Source organism: Vibrio rhizosphaerae (genome assembly GCF_024347095.1).
GTDB classification, from domain to species: domain Bacteria; phylum Pseudomonadota; class Gammaproteobacteria; order Enterobacterales; family Vibrionaceae; genus Vibrio; species Vibrio rhizosphaerae.
Genome location: NZ_AP024903.1, coordinates 2,291,157 through 2,313,162 on the forward strand (window position 1 = coordinate 2,291,157; position 22,006 = coordinate 2,313,162).

Consider the following 22,006-nt stretch of genomic DNA (forward strand, 5'->3'; position numbering starts at 1 on the left):
TACCTATGCGCCCTCATCCAATGCATTCAATCTGACGGATAGGCACGGGCGCAGTTTTCCTCTATTAATCTCACCGTTTTAAATATTGAAAGTCAGCAGATCACGTCTGCTGACTTTTTATTTTCATGACTGATGGTTGGCTTGCACAACGTCACCGTCGTGTCGATCGCCTCTGAACGTATTGCATCCATCCCCGGAGTTTTCCGAGACAAGCCGAAAGTGGCTCAGTTGATATCGCTGCGTTCAAATCATGTTGATACATGTTTGGCTGCGATTCTGTTTGCAAAAGCAACCGCATCACATAATGCTGCATTTTTATTTATTTCGGCACAAAGAGCCCCCATAAAACAATCTCCGGCACCATGTGTACTGATCAGTTCAACGGGGATTGCGGGGGTCGCCGCTGCATTTCCCCCTTGTTGGCAAAACGCCACGCCATGTTCGCCAGCGGTGACAACCACTTGTTCAAATTTTGACGTCAGGTGAGCAGCGGCTTCTCTGGCAGAATCAAGAGATACAACCGCGATCTCCGATAAATCACGGGCCTCAACCGCATTGACCACCATGAGATCCACATAGTCAAATACAGGGCTATTCTTATCGGTTATCGGGGCAGCATTCATACCAACCTTCACCCCGCGTTTTTTCGCTGCTACGGCTGCTTTTAAATTTGTCTCGGGTGAAATTTCGTTTTGCAGGATCAGTAGCGAGACATCGTTCCACAACAGATCTGATTCAAAAACGTCTTCCGTGATCAATTGATTTGAATTAGAGGCGACGACGGCAGCGTAATCCCCGGAATCATCGGTAATGGCAACACTCATACCGCTCGTTTCGTTGTCAATCACCGAGATATACGTCGTATCGACCGAAGATGCTTTCAGCGTACTGATGAGAAACTCACCATGCGCATCGGCACCAACAGCCCCGACAAAACGTACGGTTTCCCCATGCTTAGCCGCTGAGATGGCTTGATTTCCACCCTTCCCGCCAAATTTATACGCAACTTTATTACCGAGCACCGTTTCTCCCTTTTCCGGCTGGTGCGGTACAGCAATCATCATGTCGTAATGCAGGCTGCCTGCGACCAATATCACGCTCATCGTTATAACTCCCTCAAATGTGAAACGGCCTGCTGGGTCTTGTTATAGTTACGTTCCGCCGCTTCAATATCTTCTCTGGCAATCGCGACAAATAAAGCATCAATAATATTGAGCTGTGCGATTCGGGATGCGGCATTTTCACCTAACAAATGAGACCCCTGAGAAGTTGACTGCAACACCACATCAGACACATTGACTAATGGCGACTGATCGTAGTTGGTTAAGGCAATAATCTTGGCCCCATTTTTTTTAGCCAGTGATGCCGGGTCAACCACTGTGCGGGTATTACCTGAATGACTAATGGCAACAATGGCATCATCATCAGATAACACCGCTGCTGACATTAACATCATATGCGAGTCATCATAGACCGTTGACTTAATCCCGATTTTTAATAGTTTGTGGCAAAAATCTCTCGCGACAGAACTTGATCCCCCGACACCATAGACACCAATAAACTTAGCTTTAAACAGGATCTTAGCCGCCCGGTTAAACTCATTCACATCGAGGATACTACTGGTTTCTTCAATGGCTTGAATACTCGTCCTGAATACTTTGTCCAGAACCTCAGCCGAGCTGTCATCCGATTTTACTTCTGAGTGAAGATTGGCGACTTCAAGCTGTTTGTAGCGGGCCACATGGTCACGAAAGTCCCGAAACCCGGTAAAATCGAGCTTCTTGGTGACCTTCACCACCATCGCTTCACTCACCCCATTACTGTGTGCCACTTCTCTTAAGGGGGTTGTATGATTAAAGCTTTTATCCGCCATAATCGCATCAGCGACTTTTCTCTCCAGGGGCGTCAGTTGAGGTAACCGACTCCGAATTTGTGCCCCTATCGCACTAATATCTTGCATGAGTTCACCTTAGTTACCGCGGGTCGCTCTATCGACCAACATCGCGAAGATAATAATGATACCGGTTGCCGCTAACTGCCAGAATGCCTGAACATTCATCAGCGTCAGGCCATTGCGCAATGCCCCCAGTATAATGGCACCAATAATGGTTCCGACGATGGACCCTTTCCCTCCCATCAGAGAGGCACCACCGATCGCAGCGGCGGCAATGGCATCCAGTTCCCAAAGTTGCCCCATCGTTGGCTCTGCTGCACCTAATCGACCGACAAGAATCAAGGATGACAAGGCAGCGAGAACGCCCGAGATCACATAGACAACCACTTTGGTCTGTTTGACCGGAACACCGGCCACTCGTGCGGCTTCGGCGTTCCCACCGATCGATAAAATATAGATGCCCAGCGGGGTCTTATTCATCACGACCCATAAAATCACTGCGACGGCAGCCACAATCAGAACAGGAACCGGAATTCCCAGTAAATCGCCATTGATAAATGTTCTAAATTCGAGAGGGACACCAAACACGGGGTTACCACCGGTGTATATCAAAGCAATCGCACGGAATAAAGATAATCCCCCCAGTGTGACAATAAATGCTTGAAGTCCCGCGTAAGCAACAAGAAATCCGCTAAACACACCACATAGAGCCCCCACACATAAGGTCCCCATAATGGCAACGGGTAAAGGAACACCGGAGATCATCAGCGTCGTGCCTAATACGGCGGAAAGTGCTGCGGTCGGCCCCACCGAAAGGTCAATACCACCTGAAATGATGACCAGCGTCATTCCGAGAGCTATCAAAGCATTTAATGAAGACTGTTGAAGAATATTCATTAAATTGGGAACCGTAAAAAAGACCGGCGACAGGATGGAAAATGCACCGACAATCAGAAGTAGCCCGATGATAGTGCCAGCATCACGAACATTGAATTTAAATTTAGGCAGTTTTAAGGTCTCTGGCTCAGATACTTTGTTTTCGAACGTTCTCATATGCTTATCCTATTCATACTTTGCTTTGGTCAAAGTCGTTAATCGCTGCTTGGGCAATATTCTCTTCGTTGATATGTTCACCCACTAACTCCGTCGCAACACGCCCTTCCCGCATGACTAACACGCGATCAGAAACGCGTATGATTTCTGGCATTTCAGACGATACGACGATGATCGCTTTCCCTTTCTGTGCGAGTTTTTCGATAAGATTGTATATTTCTGACTTTGCACCGACATCGATGCCGCGGGTAGGCTCATCAAAAAGGAACACGCGACAGTCAGCCGCAACCCAACGGCCAATGATTCCTTTTTGCTGGTTGCCTCCCGATAGATCACCAATATGTTTATTGATATCTAAAGGCCTCAAATTCAGCTCAGACATGACTTGGTAGACTTTTTGACTGAGTTTGGTTTGTTGAATCAGTCCTGACGAAGTGAAGTGTTTCATTGAAGGTAAGGCAACATTGACCTTAATCGCCTGATCTTTGACGATGCCTTCTTTCTTGCGATCTTCGGGAACCAAGCCAATACCGGCTTTTATGGCGCTTTGAACCGAGTGTTTTTCGAGCAAATGACCATCCACATAGATTTGCCCGGAGGTCTTCGGATCAACCCCGGCAATCAGTTTCAGTAACTCGGAACGTCCGGCACCGACAAGGCCTGCAATTCCGAGCACTTCGCCAGCTTTGACACGTAAGTTAACCGGCGAGACAACGCCTTCACGACCTAAGTTTTCGATACGCAGAATTTCTTGTTCACCCACATAAGACTGATGACCGACGGCTGCAATTTCACGGCCAATCATTTTCGATACGATGGTATCCGGCGTTTCATCACAAATATTAACGACACCCACCTGTTTACCGTCACGCAGAATGGTTGCGCGGTCGCAGATTCGGAAAATTTCATCCATTTTGTGCGACACATAAATCAGCCCCACTCCCATGAGCTTTAAATCAGCAATGATTTCGGCCAGTTTTTCAAACTCGGTTGGGGTTAAACTCGAGGTCGGTTCATCCATGGCAAGAACTTTTGCATCATCGAGAAGAGCCCTTGCGATCTCAACAATCTGTTGTTGAGCGACTCTGAGCTCTTTAATGGGCGCATTCGGGTCAATTGAATCGTCCAGTTGACGAAGTACATCTCTTGCTTTATTAAATTGTGCTTCTTTATCGACAAAAAGACCTTTGCCTTTGGTTATATCGCGGCCCAGAAACATATTCTGGGCCACAGTCAGCTCAGGAACGAGTTGTAATTCCTGATGAATCATGGCGATTCCGGCTTTGCGCGCTGAAAGTGGTGATTTCATATCAACGAGCTTGCCGTCAACTTTCACACAACCAGTCGTCGCTTCCCGGACGCCGGACAACACATTTAACAGTGTTGATTTCCCTGCGCCGTTTTCGCCAATCAGTGCGTGCACCTCGCCGGGTAATACAGAAAAATTGACGTCTTCAATGGCTGCAATTTTTCCATATACTTTGGTGACGCCAGTCATACACAACCGTTCCATAGCGCTCCTCCCTGACTTAATGACTGTGTAGCAATTCACGCAGTTCTTTTGTGTTATCAATCGCGTACTGGTCAATATTGTCTTTGGTAATCAGCGCTTGAGGCGTCGATACAACGCGTGGGAGTTTCTGTCCGCCCAACAGACGCAATGCGACTTCCATCGCCACCTCTCCGGTTAAAACCGGGAAGCTATCGACCGTCCCGGTCAACTCTCCGCGACGGATCGAAGCATAGGCATCAGAGATACCATCGGTACCAAAAACAGCAACCTGATCCGATTTTTTCTGAGCACGTACCGCTTCAACACAACCTAATGCCATTCCGTCATTGTTGTTATAAAAACCAATCAAATCCGGGTGCTGTTGCAGGATCGTCGTACAGGCGTCGTAGGCTTTTTCACGACTCCAGTTCGCAGGAACGCTGGCAACTAACTGGAATTTCTTATTCGCTTCAATTGTTTCGCGGAAACCCCGTGTACGTTGTCCCGCAGCAAATACACCGGCCTGACCTTCAATCACCGCCACTTTTCCACCTTCCTTGTGGTGGTCAATAAACCATTGCGCAACCCGCACACCGTTATCTTTTTGGACATTACCGACATAATTGGTTGCCGTCGGCATGACCGCATCATTGACATTGACCACCACCACACCGGCTTTTTTAGCCGTCATTGAAGCTGGCTCTAGATTTGCGTCTGTTTGCGGTGACACTAACAGTGCGTCAAACCCTTGCGCAATCAGCGTCTCGGCGATGGATAACTGACCCAATTGATCCTCTTCATTCGCTGCGGCCTGATACACAACGGTGACATTGTGGGCATCCGCGTATTTTTTGTAACCTTCACCCAGCGAACGCCAGTATTCATTGGTCAATGTTTTGGAGACGCCCCCCACTTTCATTTTGTGTTCAAAAGTAGGGACATCGCCAAATTTTGTTTGTAGCTCAGACCAGTCAATACGGTCAGTTTCAGTATCTGAGTTTAAAGGTGGCAGATTGGCAAAGGCGGCTGTGGATACTAATAATCCAGCCATTAAAGGGGTAAGATGTCTTTTCATTTTTTTAATATCCTTATCAGGTGTGTAGGGTATGCATTCATTTTAATGATAGTTTTATTATTTGGCGTACATGATGTCGTCAACAATATATTGCGCAGCAACAGCATCCTGCTTTGCAATTGCGTCTTTGAGTGCTTCAGATTGGTCTAATAAATCACAAAGCCCCAATAAACGTTTCACTGTTGCGATGTTGAGTTCGGCCTCCCGGACCGGATCTAATCCGCTCGCATCAGGAAAGGTGTCAAAGTAATACGCGCCTTGATATCCGTCGCGTTTCATCTGCCACAAGAATTCCAGCGTTGCGCGGGAATTGACTGACGCAACCATCAATCCGTCATCGCGTTTCCCCCAACCGTCATTGACATCTAATCCGTAGAGATTGGAACGTCTTGCAACCATAGCGGCGGCATAGGCCGGTATTTCATTGGCGTATAGAACATGGGCAAAATCCAATGTAATCCCTAAATTCGGACACCCGGCTTCTTCTACCGCTAACAGGCAAGTCGTTACATTCGGGAAAATCGCATAAGCGCGGGGTTCATTGGGTTTGTATTCAATACTGATTTGAAAATCGGGGGCATATTCGGCGACTTCGCGCAGCGCGCTCACGGCGTCTTCCCATATCCGTTTGTAATCCGCCTGAAAACAGTAATCAAAGCCATCTTGTCCCATCCACAGCGTCATGAGATGGGTGCCAAGCTCACGGCCCGCGTCAATACCGGCTTTCGTGAGTTCAATCGCTTCACGACGAATGTTGGGATCGGGGTTGGTAAAGGCTCCAATCTTGAATTTTGGATCGTCCCAACGCATTTGCACCCCATTGACTCGCAGACCGGCAGCTTCAATTTGCTGCTTCATGGTCGGAATGTCAGTCGTAATGTGCTGAGGGTAATTCAAATCAAGGTGAGTGAGACCTTCAACCGTACCGGCCCGTTCAATCATCTGAGCAACTGTCGGCTTCGTTTTTTGCCCGGGCCAATAAAGGTGAGAGCCTGATGCAAATGAGTTCAATCGCGTCGCAAATCTTAGTTCAGTCATTGTTTTTACCTATCCGTTGCATGATGAACTTTATGATATTTGCTGGCGTTGTGAAGTGTGTATAGTTTGGAATGACAGTGTTTTATCTCACAATAACATCATTAAATTTAATATTTTTTGCGATTCACTTCATAAAAATAGCTTAACAAGCCGGACGGATGCCAAACCATTACTGTGATGAACTTCATAAGTTCATGGTATATGATTTCAGCGTAAACTAATTTACAGATAAAGATTGATCAACATCACACAATAGTTGCTCAATTGTCATTTTACATTTTATAACCAATTGATTAATTTCAATAAAGAACTTAACAACCATGTTATCTATATCTACAGCAACAACCGTTCATCCCACTTGATGCCCTGATTCAACGAGATGGAAATATGTGATTCGGATATGCGAAAAGAGCGATTCTCTCCGCATACCCGTTGATATTGCGTGGTGTTGCGAGGGGGAAGTACCAATACACGATATGATGGATCCGGTTCACAGCCGCTACAATGTTTAATACGCTTTAAGCTTGAACTGAATCCATTCGTTTGATCTTATAGGAACCCGGTGACAAATTCCGGGAAGGTCAGAATCGTGGCTAACACAATCAGTTGCATGATGATGAAAGGCCATACTGATTTAAAAATATCCGTCAGTTCGATGCCCTTCGGCGCAACACTTTTCAGATAAAAAGCAGCCGGTCCGAACGGCGGGCTCAGGAAAGACACTTGCATATTTACACAGAACAACACACCAAACCAAATCGGGTCAAAGCCCAGACTCGTAATAATCGGAACAAAGATAGGCATGGTTAACATAGCCACCCCAATCCAATCTAAGAACATCCCTAACACCAGAAGTACCGCCATCATGATCAAAATCGTAAAAATCGGCGGTGCATCCAGCCCCATAAACATATCAGCAATATATTTATCTCCTCCCATGAGGTTATACACACCGATAATCATGGTTGCACCGATACCCACCCAGATAATCATCCCGACCGTTTTCATCGTGTGTTTTAATGACTCAAAGATGATGCCTCGGTTCAGCTCCCTACGATGCCATGCTGCAAGCATGACACCGACGACACCCACACAGGCAGATTCAGTCACGGAAGCGATACCGCCATAGATACTGCCGAGAATCCATCCGGCAATCGCTAATGGGATCGCAATATCAATCAGAATTTTCTTTTTATCTTCCTTGGTTAAATTTTCCAGTTCGGACTGATCCATCGCTGGACCATAGTCCGGGTTCAATTTACATAACACGTAAATATAGAGCATGTACAAGCCGGAAAGGAGCAGCGCCGCAGGCACCGAAGCAAGGAAAAGATCACCGATGGACACATTGGCAGTCATGCCGTAAATAATTAATACGATGCTCGGCGGAACCATCGTCCCTAATGCACCGCCGGCAACCACCGAACCGATCGCCAGATTTTTGTTATAACCGAGTCGTAGCATCTGTGGTAATGCGAGCATGCCAAGTAATACGGTTTCGCCCCCAATAATTCCGGACATAGAAGCTAACAGCACCGCAACAACCATACTTTGCAACGCGACACCACCATTGATTCTGCCGGCCATCACTCGCATTGCATTATATAAATCGCGAGCGATCCCAGTCTTGTCCAGCATGGTTGCCATCAACACGAACATGGGAACGGCAACAAATGTGTATGATGAAGTAAAATCGGTAACCCGGGAAGCCACCATCTGCATGATGGTGGTGGTATCAAACCACAAGACAGAAGATGCCAGAGCAACAAACCCGGTGAGAAAACCGAGTGGCATCCCAATAAACAAGAGAAAAATCATCGCGATGAAGATGAAAGCCGTCCCCGTCCCGATGCCAACCGTACCCAACCCCAAAGCACTAAGCATTATTTCCTCCTTGTTTTAATAACGATTGCTCATCGTCTTCGCAACGTACTGCCATCTCGTTTTTTGTGAGAATATGCCGAGTGATATGAAGCATGCATAAAATAAGCATTGCGACACATGTTAATAAGAAAAAACCTTTATTCAGCGCAGGAAATGGCGTATCTAACACCGTCCCTGATGTTTGCATCTTAAACGTACCAAATGGGGAGATGAAGGCATCCCGGGCAGAACAAAAAGCACCATAAGTCAGCATTAAAATAAAAATAAGCATGAATATTTCAACGAGTAATTCCATATACCATTGAATTTTATTGCTAAAGATTTGTTTGATAAATTCCATACGAATATGCTTATTATCTGCATAGCAGGCAACCCCGCCATAAAGTAACGACAAACTAATAATAAAAGTCGTTGTCTCATGAACCCAGGTGGTTGGGCTATCAAACACATATCGCATCACCACTTCGAAAAAGCTGATGACGACCACACAGAAAAATATAATTGAAAGCCAGTTACCCAAACGGATGAATATCGAATCAATCTTTGCTATTACGTTATTTTTCATGATAAATCCCTTACTCAGCCTGACAATAAAATATATTGTCAGGCTGAGGTTTCACCGCTAACTTATAACATTCCCTGACTATCTAAGAAATGAAGGAGTGTATCGTAATACATCTTACCCAATTTCGATTCGTCGGCGATTTCCTTCCAAATATCTTTTGCATAAGCCCGGACTTTTTCTCGCTCCTCAGCACTCCAGTTGACGGGTGTTACACCTTGCTTAATCGCTTCTTTATAAGCAATTTGATCTTCATAGTGAGCCTGAAGGAGAGACTCCAGTGCCATGCCTTTAAAGTGCTCAATCAGAAACGCCTGATCATTTTTAGAGAGTGCATTCCACTTGTTCAAATTCATAATCGTATGAACCGCCGGAGATGAGTGAATTCCGGGATAAATGGGGAATTTAGCGATCGAATGAACCCCTTGTTTTTGATTGTTTGCAAAGGTTGAGAAATCTGCCGCGTCAATAATCCCTTTTTCTAATGCGGTATAAATTTCAGAGCCTGGCAAACCAACCGGTGCTGCCCCCATGCGTGCAAATAATTTTTGGATCGGTCCGGAAGGCGCTCTAATTTTCACACCCTTGAAGTCTTCAACTTTTTCTATTTTGACTTTTGCCGGTAAAGATTCAGCCCCGGTAACAGAAACACCAATTAATTTTGCACCATAAGCCTGAAATATTTTATCGACGACTTCGAAACCGCCACCGTAATAATAAAATTTCAGGATATCTTCATCACTATTCCACGCAGAAATCGTATCACCAATCAGACCAAACCCCGGATCTTCTCCCGAATACATCGCTGCCGTCGCAACGGCACCATCAATAATTTTATTTCTGACGCCGGTTAACATATCCGAAGATTTCAATACGGAATTTAAAGGCAATAAATCAATGGTAATACGGCCATTGGATGCGGCTGCCGCATTATCGGCCCATTTTTTTTGAATCGTGTAGACTTGTTCTCCTGTAAAATTTGAACTTTGAAACTTCAAATGGACGCCTTCAGCAAATGCTGAGCCAGCAATAACCAGAGAAGCCGTAGCAATAATGAGTTTTTTTAGTTTCATATAGGTAGACCTTTTGTTTATTGTTAGTCGTTTAGTTATTGTTAGTAATATATTTATTGTCAGTAATGCATTTCATGCGATGAATGATGGGGCGCACTTTTGTTATTATTCTTTATTCATATAATTCATATAGGTAAGCGATTTAAACTGCTGCGAGCATGCCACCGTCAACAAACAGCAAATGTCCGTTGACGAAGTCTGATGCCGGGGCGGATAAATAAACCGCCGCACCGATCAGTTCATCGGGGTTACCCCAACGATTTGCCGGTGTACGTTTACATAGCCAAGACGTAAATTCTTCGTTGTCGACTAATGGTTTAGTCAATTCGGTAATAAAATAGCCGGGGGCAATACCGTTGACCTGAATGTTATGTCTTGCCAGTTCAACACACCCGCCCCGGGTTAACATTTTTACCGCGCCCTTCGATGCAGCATAAGGCGTAATCGTGTCTCGCCCGAGTTCACTTTGCATCGAACCAATGTTGATGATTTTGCCTCGTTGGCGTTTAACCATATATTTCCCAACGGCTTGCATCATCAGGAAAACCGCTTTTTGGTTGACGTTAATCACATCATCCCACTCCTTCTCCGGGAACTCTAAAAATGGATGACGACGTTGAATACCTGCATTATTGATTAATATATCAATTTCACCAATTTCTTGTTCAATTTGTCTGACTGCTTTTTCAACTTCAGTCTTATTTGTTACATCAAACGCAATTCCGCTTGCCTTGAACCCTTGCTTGACCAACTCACCTGCTGCTTTTTCAGCACGTTCCTGAGTAATATCGTTAATAATAATTTCAGCCCCGTGCTCGGCTAAACCCTGTGCTAATAAATTACCAATCCCCTGAGCCGAACCTGTAATCAGTGCTTTTCTTCCTGTTAAATCGAATAAATTCTTCATATTAATCCTCAAATGATAATTGAATTTTCATTGCCTTAGACTTATCTGCTGCCAGATCCAGTGCTTCAATAATGTCGGTGAAGGGGAATACTTTCGTGAGCAGAGGTAATGGATTAATTTTTCCGGTTTCTAACCACCGGACTGCGGTTTCAAACTCAGAAATAAATCGGAATGAGCCTTTGACATTGATTTCTTTTGCAAGGCATTTGGTTAACGGAAAATCAACCATTCCCGGTCTCATTCCGACAAGCACAAGCGCCCCTGCCGCTTTCGTCATATCGATACATGAGTGGAATGCCGGTACTGCGCCGGATGCTTCAAATGAAACATCAAAATAACCTTTCTCTTTGAGATACAGATCCGGCACCGTATCCATCGGTGACAAAACTGATGTTGCCCCCATCGCCGTTGCAATGTCCCGGCATCTCTCGGAGAGATCGGACCCGACAACCTCACTCGCCCCCGCGGCCTGACAAGCGGCAACAATCAGGCAACCGATAGGACCGCATCCTGTCACCAACACCTTTTTACCGACGACACCACCAGACTGATTTACCGCATGAATGGCGACAGCAAGCGGTTCGGCAAAGGCCATAACCTCTTGCGACATTGTCTCGTCATAAGGGACGACTTGGTCCTTTGTGACTTTCACATACTCAGCAAAACCGCCATCCACATGAGGGTTGCGCATCGCACTCCCGAAGAATTCCATCTTCAGGCACTGATTCGATCGACCTGACTGACAGTACTCACATGCACCACATGGTTTACTCGGATTAACTGCGACAGTTTGATTGGATGGATATAAACGACCGATCACTTCATGCCCGAGCGTCATGGGATGTTGGAGAGAAAAATCACCGACACCACCATACTGGTAATAATGGATATCGGATCCACAGATCCCACCGCGTGTAATTTTTACCAGACACTCATTTTCGTCAGCCTCGATAGACGTATTTTCAATACTGACCTGATGCTTCCCGGAAACTTTTATCGCTTTAATTTCCATGCTCATTCCTATTTTTTCGTTTTCAATGTCAATTTGGCAACCGCTTGCCATGCTATATTTTGATCGGTTATATTAAAAGCAGATGATTAAAAAAATGTGAGACAAAGCAAAATGAAAGATAAAAATATAATCTTTGTAATGGGTGTTTCCGGCTGTGGGAAAAGTAGTGTCGGAGAGTTAATTTCTAAATATAAATCATATAGATATGAGGATGCAGATAACTTTCATCCGATTGAGAATGTGGAAAAAATGAGAAACGGCATCCCACTCACCGATGGAGACAGAAAACCGTGGCTGCACGCATTGAACCAAATGGCAACAATATGCAACAAAGAAAACAAAGGCCTCATTGTTGCCTGCTCTTGCCTTAAGCCTGAATATCGAATGTTGCTGCAAGAAGGTATTCAAGAACATGTGTTGTTTATCTACCTGAAAGGCTCATTTGAGGTCATTAGCGAACGAATGAAAAAACGGGCAGCCCATTATTTCTCCGGCGATGAAATGCTAAGAAGTCAATTCCAAACTTTAATTGAACCGCACCCTGCCGAATCGATTGATTATGTTGAAATCGACATAGATTCAAGAAATTTACAAGAAGTTGCTGACCTTGCTTTACAAGCAATCAACGGGGTGAATTATGCTCAATGAAGTGATTAAACATGTGACACAAACCATAGAAGAGCGCTCAAAAGCATCCAGAAATACCTATTTAACCAAAATTAAAGCATTAGAAAGCGAACACATGAATCTGGATGCAATTGAGCCCAGTAATGCCGCTCATGTGCTGGCAGCCATTGATACCGATCGCCGAGTCATCATGCGCTCAAAATCAACCTTCAAACTCGGGATCATCAGTTCCTACAATGAAATGGTATCCGCGCATGCACCGTATGTTCATTACCCTGAGTTGATCAAAAAAATTGCTGCCCGTCTGGGGCACAGTGCTTCCTTTATCGGGGGGGTTCCTGCCATTTGTGATGGCGTGGTTCAGGGCTATAAAGGTATGGAATTATCGCTGATCAGCAGAAATATCATCGCCATGGCGACGGCCATTCCGTTAACATGCTCGACGGCGGATCGGGCTATCTTACTAGGTACATGTGATAAAATCGTCCCGGGAATGCTGATCGGCGCTTTATCTCGCGGTTATCTGCCCTCATATTTCATCCCTTCCGGCACCATGACAACCGGCATTAGCAATTCAGAAAAATCATCAGCACGACAAAAATTCCACCTTGGCGACATCGATTCATCACAACTTTTAGAGACGGAATGTCGATGTTATCACGGTGAAGGAACCTGTACCTTCTATGGCACAGCCAATACGAATCAGGTCATGCTGGAAGCACTGGGGATTCAGCCGATAGATTCGGGATTGGCGAGTGTGTGCAGTGACAAATCTGCGGTGATGGAAGAAGTGATACAAGCGATCTTGTCTGCAGAAGCGCCGGCTCTGTATGAACTGATCACCGTCAAATCAATCCTCAACGCCTGCGTGGTTTGGCTGGCAACGGGCGGCTCAACCAATCACACCTTACATCTGGTCGCAATTGCTCGTTCTGCTGGAATTATGCTTCGCTGGGAAGATATGGACGCCTTGTCTGCCGTTGTCCCCCTGCTGGCAAAGATTTATCCGAATGGCGAAGCGGATGTGAACCAGTTTCATCAGGCCGGTGGTGTTTCTGCCGTGATGCATGAACTGTTAAACGCCGGACTGCTCCATGGTGATGTGAAGTGCTTCAACAACCGAACAATCGCCGAACACATACAGAAGAAAGCAAATGGCATCCGTAACAACGCAATTATCCGCACGACCCAAGCACCATTCAGCACGACCGGTGGCATCAGACTTCTGCAAGGCAACATCGGTCAGGGCATCATGAAAGTTTCCGCGGTTGCACCGTCAAAGAGAAAAGTCACCGCAAAAGCCAGAGTGTTTGAAAGTCAGCAAGCTGTCTACAATGCCTATCACAACAATGAATTATGGTGCGACTGTGTGGTGATTTTGAAACATCAGGGCCCGACCGCAAATGGCATGCCCGAACTGCACAAACTCATGCCGCTATTAGGGAATGTTTTAGATAAAGGGTATCAGGTCGCCCTTTTAACGGATGGCCGCCTATCCGGCGCTTCAGGAAAAGTCCCGGCAGTTGTTCATATTACGCCGGAAGCCCAAAAAGGAGGCCCGATCGCAACCATTCAGGATGGGGATATCATCGAAGTTGATGGCGAGAATGGCATCATCCACAACCGGAACGCAGGCACAACACCATCAGCGACGCCCCGGTTAACAGATGAGAATGATCATGATTTATTTGATGTTATACGCATTTCATTAGACCACGCCAATAGTGGTGCCATGAGTAAAATAGTACAATGATAAAAGTACCGAGTCATCGGATGCATCATAAAAGAGTACACACAATGAACAAACGAACAACAATTGCCGATGTTGCTGCTTATTTGGGTATTAATAAATCGACTGTATCCAGAGCACTCAACAATCCAAACCGGGTATCTACTGAGCTCAAAGAGCGGATTGAGGTGGCATGTAAAGAACTGAATTACATCCCCAATGTCGCCGCCAAAACGCTGGCTTCCTCTTCGAGTAAATCAATTGTTTTAGTCGTCCCCAGTTTTACTAACTCGGTCTTCGCAGAGATTATCAGCGTCGTCAAAGCAGAATGTGATGAACTCGGATACAACCTGCTGATTGGTGATGCGACCTATACAAAATTCGGCGAAGAAAAAGTCGTTGAAAACTTCTTATCCAGAAATGTTGATGGTTTTATTTTAAGCGAAACAGAACACACCTTAGATACGAAGCGGATGATTGACTCGGCAAATCTGCCAACGGTTGAAATCATGGATAGCATTGAAAAACCGAATTTCAACGCAAACTTTGGTGTGAACCAAATTGAGGCCGCCGCTTGTTTAACCGAGTATTTAATTACTAAAGGGCGTAAAAATATTGCGTTTTGCTCCACTTGGTTGGATCGACGGGCTATGTTGAGAAAATTAGCCTGGGAAAACACACTGGAAAAACACGGGATGGAATCCCATCGCTTTTTTCAGACCAAAGAAACAACATCATTTCATAATGGTGAGAACGCAATATCAGCCATTTTAAGTCAATGGCCTGAAACCGACGCCGTATTTTTTGTCAATGACGATATGGCAGCCGGCGCCATCATGCAGTGTCAGCGTTTTGATATTAAAGTCGGTAAGGATCTCGATATTGTGGGTTTCAATGACCTTGATTTTGCAGGCGTCATCAATCCCAGACTGACGACGATCAGAACACCGCGGACTAAAATGGCAAAACTCGCCGTTAAGACCTTGGTTGATATCATTGAAGGCAAACAGGTTACCAGTCTCTCCAAAGAACTCCCGTTTGAACTAATGATTCGTGAAAGTGCGTAATATCGAATAAAGGGTCTGACACTGTCCATTCTTTAACCGGAGCTGTCAGACTCGTCAACACTTCAACCTCATATTTCGGAGCCGGAGGCTACAACAAGACAAACCACTAAAACCGAACCCCGTCGCATTTCCCTGGGCAACCCAACTAAAACCATGACAAACAGTGTTTTTTGCTGCCCGCTTCTTTTATCCTATGAACCATTCAATCCACACCGACCGAATATCGCTTTATGAAAACATCGCTCGAACATTTGCCCGAATCCAAACAGCAGGCGCTTGCCACCATATCGGCCATTTTGCGCGATACGCTGGAAGACTACCTTCAGGGCAAAACAGCGAGTAAAAGCGAGTTTCGGATTGTGAAAATCATCCTGTTCGGCAGCCATGCCAAAGGCACATGGGTCAACGATCCGGTCAATGGCTATATCAGCGATTACGATATTCTGGTGATTGTGAATAAAGCCGCGCTGGTTGAAGAAGATGTCGTCTGGCAACGCGCCAAAGAGCAGATCGACCGTAAAGTCACTTCGGCACCGCTGGGATTGATTGTCCATGATTTGCAGGAAGTCAACGAACGGCTACAGCAAGGGCACTATTTCTTCAAAGATATCCGCGAAGAAGGGATTGAACTGTTTGCCGCCACACCAAAACCGCTGGCAGAGCCGGGGGATTTAACCGAAGCAGAGCAACGGGAGATCGCTCGCAAGCATTATGAACAGTGGTTTACGAGTGCCAGCGAATTCTTTATGTGTTTTGAACTCATGACTGCAAATCATCATCTGAAGACTGCGGCATTTCAGCTTCACCAAGTCACAGAAAAATTGTTTGCCTGTACCCTACTCACCTGCACCAATTATTTACCCAAATCCCACAATATCGAAAAACTGGGGAAACTATGCGCCCAAATCGAGGCTGAATTTGCAACGATTTTTCCGCTCGACAACAAATTCCACCGCCGCAGCTTCCGCCGCCTGCAACGCGCATATATCGAAGCCCGCTACTCAGAACATTATGAGATCACCGAGGAAGAATTGGCATATCTGGAAACAGAAGTGCAGCGGTTGAAAGGATTGGTGGAACGGGTTTGTTTGAAAAGAATAATTCACTAACTTAAATATGTAATAGATAACAGGAGCGTCTTGAATGGTAAGTCTTAGTTTGGAGAAGGGGATAAAAGAGCTTGTCGAAGGTTTTATCAAGGCAGGATGCCCTTCCGTCAGGAATCAGTCTATTGCTGAGCGGCGACAAGGCTACTTGGACAGTGTCTCTCTTGCTGGGGAAAGCGAGCCTGTATATCAAGTAAGAGAGGTAGAGATTGATGGTTCAACGCTACGCATCTATAAACCATCGGCTGAAGAAAAACTACCAGTAACGATATATTTTCATGGTGGTTGTTTCGTTAGTGGTGGGTTCGATACCCATGATCAACAACTTAGAAAACTGGCTAATGTGTCTGGTGCAATTGTCATAGCAGTAAAGTACCGATTAGCGCCTGAGTATACTTATCCGGCAGCACACGATGACGCATATAACTCAACGTTGATTATACGTGACCACTGTGCTGAGTGGGGTGGTGACCCACATAATATAAGCCTTGTTGGAGATAGCGCAGGAGGTCACTTATGTCTCGTAACATCTTTACGATTAAAAGAAAATTCTGACTGGCAACCCGCAAAGCAAATTCTTATTTATCCTATGTTAGATGCGACCGCTTCAAGTCAAAGCTATGAAGATAATGGTAAGCACTACATCATTACCAAAGATACCTTGGTAACAGGGTATGATATGTACTTAAACGAAGTATCGCGAGAGCATCCTGAGGCAAGTCCTCTATATCGAACTGATTTTGCAGGCCTTCCAGAAACTCATATTCTTACTGCGGAATTCGATCCTTTAGTTGATGAAGGTGAACTTCTATATCGCAAGTTGCTGGATGCAGGCGTTGAAGCCCAGTGCAGAAGGTATTTAGGCGTAACTCACGGCTTTTTTCAACTCTCAGGCATAAGCCATGCGGCTAAAGAGTCCATTCATCAAGTTGCTACTATTATCCAAACCAATAAGTTAGATGTTTGAGATCAGTCTGACACGTTGATGGACAAAGATGTTATAGAACTTACACTTTAGAATACTTCCAGCGTATTAGGAAAAGTATAATGCAAGACTTGATCCCGTGATTTTTATTTTGCCAGCTGAGTCTCTATCCACTGGTAGAGTCCATCCGGCGTTTCGATTTTATCCAGTTTCAGCTCGCTTAACTGCTCCTTCGTACAGAACTGTATCGCCGCGGCAAAACACTCGGCCATGGTGTGAAAACGGAAATCGTTCATAAAAGCCATAATGCTCAGAAGCAGTTTTATCGGGAAAGGCTGTTTTTCATCGATGAATCTAAAAAATCCCGGGTGGTGCCCGATATCCCTGAGAGCAGAGGAAAACCAGCCCGTTTCAAAGCCACATAGACATCATTGTCCAGCTTAAGCTGGACAATTTGATCCGATGTAAATGATTTGGGCGCAAGACTGTTTTGTCGTGGGCCGTTAAATGAAAACGATTTTAGGGGGGCCGCTCTATTCCAGTCCTATACTAGTTTAAAAGCTGTCCAGTGGTCGAAATGACGTTGTTGTATGGTCAATCGTGTGCTTGGTGACGGATACTATTAGCAGAATGTTAGGTTTCTAAAGATACTGAACCAAGCATTAAAGTAAACAATGGGAAAGAACTTCTTAGTGGTAATGTATGAAAAATATTATAGATATGGAGCCTTGGCTAAATAGATCAGAATTAGAAGTTTGGTCCCATTTAGATAATCCTCATCCTCAGGAAGTTGTGGACTTACTGCTTCAACCCCATAAATCAAGCTATTATTTTTTGATGTTCATCAACCGAGGTTCAGTTGAATTCTCAGTTGATCTCCGTACTGTTCAGGTTAATGAAGGGCAAGCTTTGTTTATCAAGCCCCAGCAAGTACGAATGCCACCGGCCAGTAAAGGCGAAGCTGAATTTTTTAAAATATTGTTCAGCGAACAAACATATTCTTTATTACCACTCACTTTCAAATTTTGGCTAGATCCTATTCAACAACAGAAAATTAGTTTTACGGCTGATGCTTGGGAGAGAATGAATCAAGTCATTTTACTTCTGAGACAAACCTTACAAAAGGATGCAGGAATTGCCCTCTCACATAGCTATTTACAAAGCGTGTTAACTGAAATGGAAGAGAGTTATTTTGCTAATGTTTCGACTCAGTATAATGGACGTTATGTTCAACCTTTTCTTCGTTTTCAGCATTTGGTTGAAGAGCAGTTCATGGCACCTTTATCGGTTGCTGCAATCGCTAAACAACTAGCAATGAGCGAAAGTAATTTATACAGTGTAGTGAAAGAGTGGTCAGGTATATCGCCTAAAAAATACATTAATCAGCGAATTGCTTTAGAAGCTCAAAGGCGCCTTTTATATGCTGACGAATCCGTCAAAGAGCTGGCCACGAGACTCGGTTTTTCTGATGAAAATTATTTGTCACGCTTTTTTCGAAAGCAAACAGGACAGTCTATTTCTGAGTTTCGCCATAAATTTGCAGAATTGTCCAGATAATATCAGGATCTACGCCTACTAGATTCCATCATGGTTTTTCATAATAGCTACGTCATTTCTTAACGATGGAGCAATATTATGAAAACTGCTTTAATTTCCGGAGCTAATCAAGGTATCGGCTTTGAAACCGCTCGTCATTTGGCAAAACTAGGTTATTTTGTTTATTTAGGTTGTCGTAAAGAAGAAGCCGCAAAAGAAGCTGTAACACAATTGCATAATGAAACGCTTACCAATGTTGATTGGGTGTTACTCGATGTTACAAGCCAAGCTATTATCGATGCAGCTTCAGAATCACTATCCACAAAGATGGACAGTCTTGATGTGCTTATTAACAATGCTGGTATCTTGGGCAAGCATAACGAGGATAGAAGTATCAGTGTGGAAGAAACCGTGCGAGTATTTGATACTAATGTTTTTGGTGTTATGCGAGTAACTCAAGCTTTTCTTCCTTTATTGCATAAATCCGATACCCCAAGAATTGTTAATGTTTCGAGTGGGATCGGTTCTCTTACTTGCCAAAGTGATCCTGAATGGCCTTTTTATCCCTATAAAAGTGATGCGTATTTCCCATCAAAATCGGCATTGAACGCTTACACTGTAGCAATGGCTGCCAAATTAGGTGATAGAGGATTTAAAGTTAATTCTGTTGATCCCGGTTTTATTGGTACCGCTTTTAATAATTACGCGGGGCCGGGTAAGCCAGAGAATGCAGCAGAAATCATAGTCCATGCTGCTACATTAGAAAGTGATGGTCCAAATGGACAATTTCTGTCTGAATCTGAAGGTTCTATTAATGGAATTATGCCTTGGTAAGTACCTTTAACGTGGTCGATGATTTCAATCGGGAAGTCTTGGCGATAGAAGTGGACTTAAACCTGCCGACCCCGAGAGTTATTCGTGTGCTGGAGCGGATTATTGCTTGGCGATGTATGCCGGGCAAATTGAGGATGGATAACGGGCCAGAGTTTATTTCAACCGCGCTGTGTGACTGGGCAGAAAATAACAAGGTAGAGCTGGAATTTATTCGACCGGGTAAAATAAAAAATCAAATTAAAAAACTTACTGAAGCTAAAAACAAAGGTGATTTAGTTCAACAACGACGTCAAATAAAACGTATTAAAAATAATATCATAAATTTATCGAAAAATGATATTAGGGAACTAGGATTAGACAGATTACTCATATAATTGCCTCTTCTATTACAACCAATATATTAATTACTTGAAATATATTCCTATATGTATGAAACTAGTCAAGTATGATACTAATTGTCACTTAACTACTATGCAAGGATTGTTATGAGCTTAGACGGACCTTTCTCCCCACCTTCCACCCTAATCGATACACCAAATGATGAGCAAGATGATTTCTATACAGATAATGACTTATTCAATATTCAATCATGGGGTGCAGACTTAAGTTTTAGAGAGTTGATCTCTAGATACGATGACGATGAACTTGTAAAACCTGAACTACAGAGAAATTATGTTTGGGACAAATCTGAGGCATCTAGATTTATTGACTCAATTTTATTAGGTCTGCCAGTCCCAAGTATCTTCCTTGCAAAAACAAGTGATGAAAAACTTCTAATCATAGACGGCTTTCAACGACTAATGAGTGTCCGTGATTTTGTAAAAGGAATATTTTCTAAAGATGACAGTTTGTTCAGACTTTCTCGTACAGAGAAAATACATGAAAGATGGCGCGGAAAAAGTTTTAATGAGTTAGATTCTGAACAGCAAAGAAAGATTAGAAATACAACAATCCACGCAATTATCTTCATGCAAAGACAACCATCAAACGATGACACTAGTCTGTTTCAAGTGTTTGAACGAATTAATTCTAGTGGTAGAATTTTACTCCCTCAAGAAATTAGAAACTGCGTATACCAAGGCCCAATGAACTCTTTGATCATGGATTTGAATAAAAATGTCCATTGGAGAGCTCTATTCGGAAAAGAGACTCCCGATGATAGAATGAGAGATGTAGAATTTATACTACGTTTCTTTGCATTATCAGATGATAGTTTATTATTAAACGAACAAGCTCCCTCAAGAATTTCTTTAAAAAAATACCTTAACCAATATATGTCAAATCATAATGAAGACGACAAAATTATTGGGTTTAGAGCCATCTTTGAAGACACTATGTCGTTTATATATAATGTCTTCGGAGAAAATGCTTTCCATAACTTATCCCCCACCGTCACCGGACAATATGTTCCCCGATTCAGCCCAACGGTTTTTGATGCAATAGCTATTGCATGTAGAAAATTCATCGAAGCTACTGGTTACAATTCTTCTCATATTGATATACAGCAGTGCCAGCAAAACAAACTAGTACTGTTAGGTGACGAGTCCTATCAGTTTTATTTATCCCAAGAAACAATGCGAACACCACACATCAAAAAGCGTGTTGATACTGCATATATGGTTTTGTTTGGAGATTAACCAATATGATAAATCAAGATGTCCAAATACTCTTAAATACGTGTAGAGAAGAACTACAAGGTATACAGGCACTACTTACAGGATTAGGACCAGAGGCAAAACCTACTCCTTACGTAAAAAAATATGCAGTTATACGAGCAACTGGAGCTGTAGAATGGGGATTCAAAAAAATTATCGCGGATAAAGTCGATGAAGATAGTCACCAGCAAGTTAAAAATTTTATTGAAAGAAAAATAAGAAAGTCATCCTGTAACCCTAAAATGGGCCAAATAGAGAATATGATTCTCGAATTCGATTCCCGATGGCATTCGAAATTCCTCGAACTAATTTCTTTAGCAAACAAGCCAACTCTTACTAGCGCATTAAAAAACTTGGTAGACGCTAGAAATAGTTTTGCCCATGGTGGTGATCCTGATTTTGATATAGATGATACCGTCAGTTGTTTTGACTCAGCTATTCAGGTACTTCAAATCTTGGATGCGACAGTTCATTTTGAATTTGATGAAGAAGACCAAATAGAAGATGAAGAAATTATAGAAATAAATAATTAATTAT

At 43.9% G+C, this 22,006-nt stretch carries 21 protein-coding genes and 1 pseudogene; 10 read left to right on the forward strand and 12 right to left on the reverse strand.

Annotated features, from left to right (window positions below; all coding sequences use genetic code 11):
* Positions 1-248 precede the first annotated feature (248 nt).
* From OCV37_RS09800 to idnD, 11 genes are all read right to left on the reverse strand, one after another.
* Complete coding sequence (locus OCV37_RS09800; protein WP_038180837.1) at positions 249-1,103, reverse strand: ribokinase; 855 nt, start codon at positions 1,101-1,103, stop codon at positions 249-251.
* A 2-nt stretch (positions 1,104-1,105) separates the two neighbouring features.
* Positions 1,106-1,960 (reverse strand): MurR/RpiR family transcriptional regulator, encoded by an 855-nt coding sequence (locus OCV37_RS09805; protein ID WP_038180833.1) that lies wholly within the window; start codon positions 1,958-1,960, stop codon positions 1,106-1,108.
* Between the two features lie 9 nt (positions 1,961-1,969).
* The gene (locus OCV37_RS09810) at positions 1,970-2,947 is read right to left on the reverse strand and encodes an ABC transporter permease (RefSeq protein ID WP_038180831.1); all 978 of its coding nucleotides are present in this window, start codon (positions 2,945-2,947) and stop codon (positions 1,970-1,972) included.
* A gap of 13 nt (positions 2,948-2,960) precedes the next feature.
* Positions 2,961-4,460: a sugar ABC transporter ATP-binding protein gene (locus OCV37_RS09815; protein ID WP_038180828.1), complete on the reverse strand. Its 1,500-nt coding sequence runs from the start codon at positions 4,458-4,460 to the stop codon at positions 2,961-2,963.
* 16 nt (positions 4,461-4,476) lie between these two features.
* Positions 4,477-5,514 carry a sugar ABC transporter substrate-binding protein gene (locus tag OCV37_RS09820; protein WP_038180824.1) on the reverse strand — a complete coding sequence of 346 codons (1,038 nt, stop codon included), beginning with the start codon at positions 5,512-5,514 and terminating at the stop codon, positions 4,477-4,479.
* A 57-nt stretch (positions 5,515-5,571) separates the two neighbouring features.
* Positions 5,572-6,552, reverse strand: coding sequence for a TIM barrel protein (locus OCV37_RS09825; protein ID WP_038180821.1), 981 nt, complete (start codon positions 6,550-6,552; stop codon positions 5,572-5,574).
* Positions 6,553-7,101: 549 nt separating this feature from the next.
* A complete protein-coding gene (locus tag OCV37_RS09830; RefSeq protein ID WP_038180817.1) occupies positions 7,102-8,436 on the reverse strand; it encodes a TRAP transporter large permease in 1,335 nt (444 codons plus the stop codon).
* A complete protein-coding gene (locus tag OCV37_RS09835; RefSeq protein WP_084717459.1) occupies positions 8,429-9,001 on the reverse strand; it encodes a TRAP transporter small permease subunit in 573 nt (190 codons plus the stop codon). Before OCV37_RS09835 ends, OCV37_RS09830 begins: the two co-directional genes overlap by 8 nt.
* 62 nt (positions 9,002-9,063) lie before the next feature.
* The gene (locus OCV37_RS09840; RefSeq protein ID WP_038180815.1) at positions 9,064-10,071 is read right to left on the reverse strand and encodes a TRAP transporter substrate-binding protein; all 1,008 of its coding nucleotides are present in this window, start codon (positions 10,069-10,071) and stop codon (positions 9,064-9,066) included.
* A gap of 142 nt (positions 10,072-10,213) precedes the next feature.
* Positions 10,214-10,978 (reverse strand): gluconate 5-dehydrogenase, encoded by a 765-nt coding sequence (gene idnO / locus OCV37_RS09845; protein WP_038180812.1) that lies wholly within the window; start codon positions 10,976-10,978, stop codon positions 10,214-10,216.
* A gap of 1 nt (position 10,979) precedes the next feature.
* Positions 10,980-11,990, reverse strand: coding sequence for an L-idonate 5-dehydrogenase (gene idnD / locus OCV37_RS09850; RefSeq protein ID WP_245609121.1), 1,011 nt, complete (start codon positions 11,988-11,990; stop codon positions 10,980-10,982).
* 111 nt (positions 11,991-12,101) lie between these two features.
* On the opposite strand from idnD, the gene OCV37_RS09855 reads away from it, so the two are divergent.
* The 5 genes from OCV37_RS09855 (at position 12,102) to OCV37_RS09875 (ending at position 17,486) form a co-directional block, all read left to right on the forward strand.
* Positions 12,102-12,638, forward strand: a complete 537-nt coding sequence (locus OCV37_RS09855) for a gluconokinase (protein WP_038180810.1) — start codon at positions 12,102-12,104, stop codon at positions 12,636-12,638.
* Positions 12,628-14,370 (forward strand): dihydroxy-acid dehydratase domain-containing protein, encoded by a 1,743-nt coding sequence (locus OCV37_RS09860; protein ID WP_038180806.1) that lies wholly within the window; start codon positions 12,628-12,630, stop codon positions 14,368-14,370. Before OCV37_RS09855 ends, OCV37_RS09860 begins: the two co-directional genes overlap by 11 nt.
* Positions 14,371-14,414: 44 nt before the next feature.
* A complete protein-coding gene (locus tag OCV37_RS09865; protein WP_038180803.1) occupies positions 14,415-15,413 on the forward strand; it encodes a LacI family DNA-binding transcriptional regulator in 999 nt (332 codons plus the stop codon).
* Positions 15,414-15,643: 230 nt separating this feature from the next.
* Positions 15,644-16,522, forward strand: coding sequence for a HEPN domain-containing protein (locus OCV37_RS09870; RefSeq protein ID WP_038180800.1), 879 nt, complete (start codon positions 15,644-15,646; stop codon positions 16,520-16,522).
* A 34-nt stretch (positions 16,523-16,556) separates the two neighbouring features.
* Positions 16,557-17,486 (forward strand): alpha/beta hydrolase, encoded by a 930-nt coding sequence (locus OCV37_RS09875; RefSeq protein WP_038180797.1) that lies wholly within the window; start codon positions 16,557-16,559, stop codon positions 17,484-17,486.
* Positions 17,487-17,590: 104 nt separating this feature from the next.
* On the opposite strand, the gene OCV37_RS09880 is transcribed toward OCV37_RS09875, so the two are convergent.
* Positions 17,591-17,749, reverse strand: coding sequence for a hypothetical protein (locus OCV37_RS09880; RefSeq protein WP_157634950.1), 159 nt, complete (start codon positions 17,747-17,749; stop codon positions 17,591-17,593).
* A gap of 397 nt (positions 17,750-18,146) precedes the next feature.
* Between OCV37_RS09880 and OCV37_RS09885 the strand changes: the two genes are divergently transcribed.
* The 5 genes and pseudogenes from OCV37_RS09885 (at position 18,147) to OCV37_RS09905 (ending at position 22,002) form a co-directional block, all read left to right on the forward strand.
* On the forward strand, positions 18,147-19,001 hold the full coding sequence (locus tag OCV37_RS09885) for an AraC family transcriptional regulator (protein WP_038180796.1): 855 nt from the start codon (positions 18,147-18,149) through the stop codon (positions 18,999-19,001).
* A 78-nt stretch (positions 19,002-19,079) separates the two neighbouring features.
* The gene (locus tag OCV37_RS09890) at positions 19,080-19,814 is read left to right on the forward strand and encodes an SDR family oxidoreductase (RefSeq protein ID WP_038180793.1); all 735 of its coding nucleotides are present in this window, start codon (positions 19,080-19,082) and stop codon (positions 19,812-19,814) included.
* Positions 19,815-19,816: 2 nt separating this feature from the next.
* A pseudogene (locus tag OCV37_RS09895) lies at positions 19,817-20,038 on the forward strand (DDE-type integrase/transposase/recombinase); the annotation flags it as partial.
* 261 nt (positions 20,039-20,299) lie between these two features.
* Positions 20,300-21,451 carry a DUF262 domain-containing protein gene (locus OCV37_RS09900; protein WP_051680502.1) on the forward strand — a complete coding sequence of 384 codons (1,152 nt, stop codon included), beginning with the start codon at positions 20,300-20,302 and terminating at the stop codon, positions 21,449-21,451.
* Positions 21,452-21,456: 5 nt separating this feature from the next.
* The gene (locus tag OCV37_RS09905; protein WP_038180790.1) at positions 21,457-22,002 is read left to right on the forward strand and encodes a HEPN domain-containing protein; all 546 of its coding nucleotides are present in this window, start codon (positions 21,457-21,459) and stop codon (positions 22,000-22,002) included.
* Positions 22,003-22,006: the final 4 nt, after the last annotated feature.

What these genes read in the sequence shown, in the direction of transcription:
- OCV37_RS09800 (WP_038180837.1), bottom strand. Translation starts at nt 1,103, where the DNA reads ATGAGCGTGATATTGGTCGCAGGCAGCCTGCATTACGACATGATGATT.
- OCV37_RS09805 (WP_038180833.1), bottom strand. Translation starts at nt 1,960, where the DNA reads ATGCAAGATATTAGTGCGATAGGGGCACAAATTCGGAGTCGGTTACCT.
- OCV37_RS09810 (WP_038180831.1), bottom strand. Translation starts at nt 2,947, where the DNA reads ATGAGAACGTTCGAAAACAAAGTATCTGAGCCAGAGACCTTAAAACTG.
- OCV37_RS09815 (WP_038180828.1), bottom strand. Translation starts at nt 4,460, where the DNA reads ATGGAACGGTTGTGTATGACTGGCGTCACCAAAGTATATGGAAAAATT.
- OCV37_RS09820 (WP_038180824.1), bottom strand. Translation starts at nt 5,514, where the DNA reads ATGAAAAGACATCTTACCCCTTTAATGGCTGGATTATTAGTATCCACA.
- OCV37_RS09825 (WP_038180821.1), bottom strand. Translation starts at nt 6,552, where the DNA reads ATGACTGAACTAAGATTTGCGACGCGATTGAACTCATTTGCATCAGGC.
- OCV37_RS09830 (WP_038180817.1), bottom strand. Translation starts at nt 8,436, where the DNA reads ATGCTTAGTGCTTTGGGGTTGGGTACGGTTGGCATCGGGACGGGGACG.
- OCV37_RS09835 (WP_084717459.1), bottom strand. Translation starts at nt 9,001, where the DNA reads ATGAAAAATAACGTAATAGCAAAGATTGATTCGATATTCATCCGTTTG.
- OCV37_RS09840 (WP_038180815.1), bottom strand. Translation starts at nt 10,071, where the DNA reads ATGAAACTAAAAAAACTCATTATTGCTACGGCTTCTCTGGTTATTGCT.
- idnO (WP_038180812.1), bottom strand. Translation starts at nt 10,978, where the DNA reads ATGAAGAATTTATTCGATTTAACAGGAAGAAAAGCACTGATTACAGGT.
- idnD (WP_245609121.1), bottom strand. Translation starts at nt 11,990, where the DNA reads ATGGAAATTAAAGCGATAAAAGTTTCCGGGAAGCATCAGGTCAGTATT.
- OCV37_RS09855 (WP_038180810.1), top strand. Translation starts at nt 12,102, where the DNA reads ATGAAAGATAAAAATATAATCTTTGTAATGGGTGTTTCCGGCTGTGGG.
- OCV37_RS09860 (WP_038180806.1), top strand. Translation starts at nt 12,628, where the DNA reads ATGCTCAATGAAGTGATTAAACATGTGACACAAACCATAGAAGAGCGC.
- OCV37_RS09865 (WP_038180803.1), top strand. Translation starts at nt 14,415, where the DNA reads ATGAACAAACGAACAACAATTGCCGATGTTGCTGCTTATTTGGGTATT.
- OCV37_RS09870 (WP_038180800.1), top strand. Translation starts at nt 15,644, where the DNA reads ATGAAAACATCGCTCGAACATTTGCCCGAATCCAAACAGCAGGCGCTT.
- OCV37_RS09875 (WP_038180797.1), top strand. Translation starts at nt 16,557, where the DNA reads ATGGTAAGTCTTAGTTTGGAGAAGGGGATAAAAGAGCTTGTCGAAGGT.
- OCV37_RS09880 (WP_157634950.1), bottom strand. Translation starts at nt 17,749, where the DNA reads ATGGCTTTTATGAACGATTTCCGTTTTCACACCATGGCCGAGTGTTTT.
- OCV37_RS09885 (WP_038180796.1), top strand. Translation starts at nt 18,147, where the DNA reads ATGAAAAATATTATAGATATGGAGCCTTGGCTAAATAGATCAGAATTA.
- OCV37_RS09890 (WP_038180793.1), top strand. Translation starts at nt 19,080, where the DNA reads ATGAAAACTGCTTTAATTTCCGGAGCTAATCAAGGTATCGGCTTTGAA.
- OCV37_RS09900 (WP_051680502.1), top strand. Translation starts at nt 20,300, where the DNA reads ATGAGCTTAGACGGACCTTTCTCCCCACCTTCCACCCTAATCGATACA.
- OCV37_RS09905 (WP_038180790.1), top strand. Translation starts at nt 21,457, where the DNA reads ATGATAAATCAAGATGTCCAAATACTCTTAAATACGTGTAGAGAAGAA.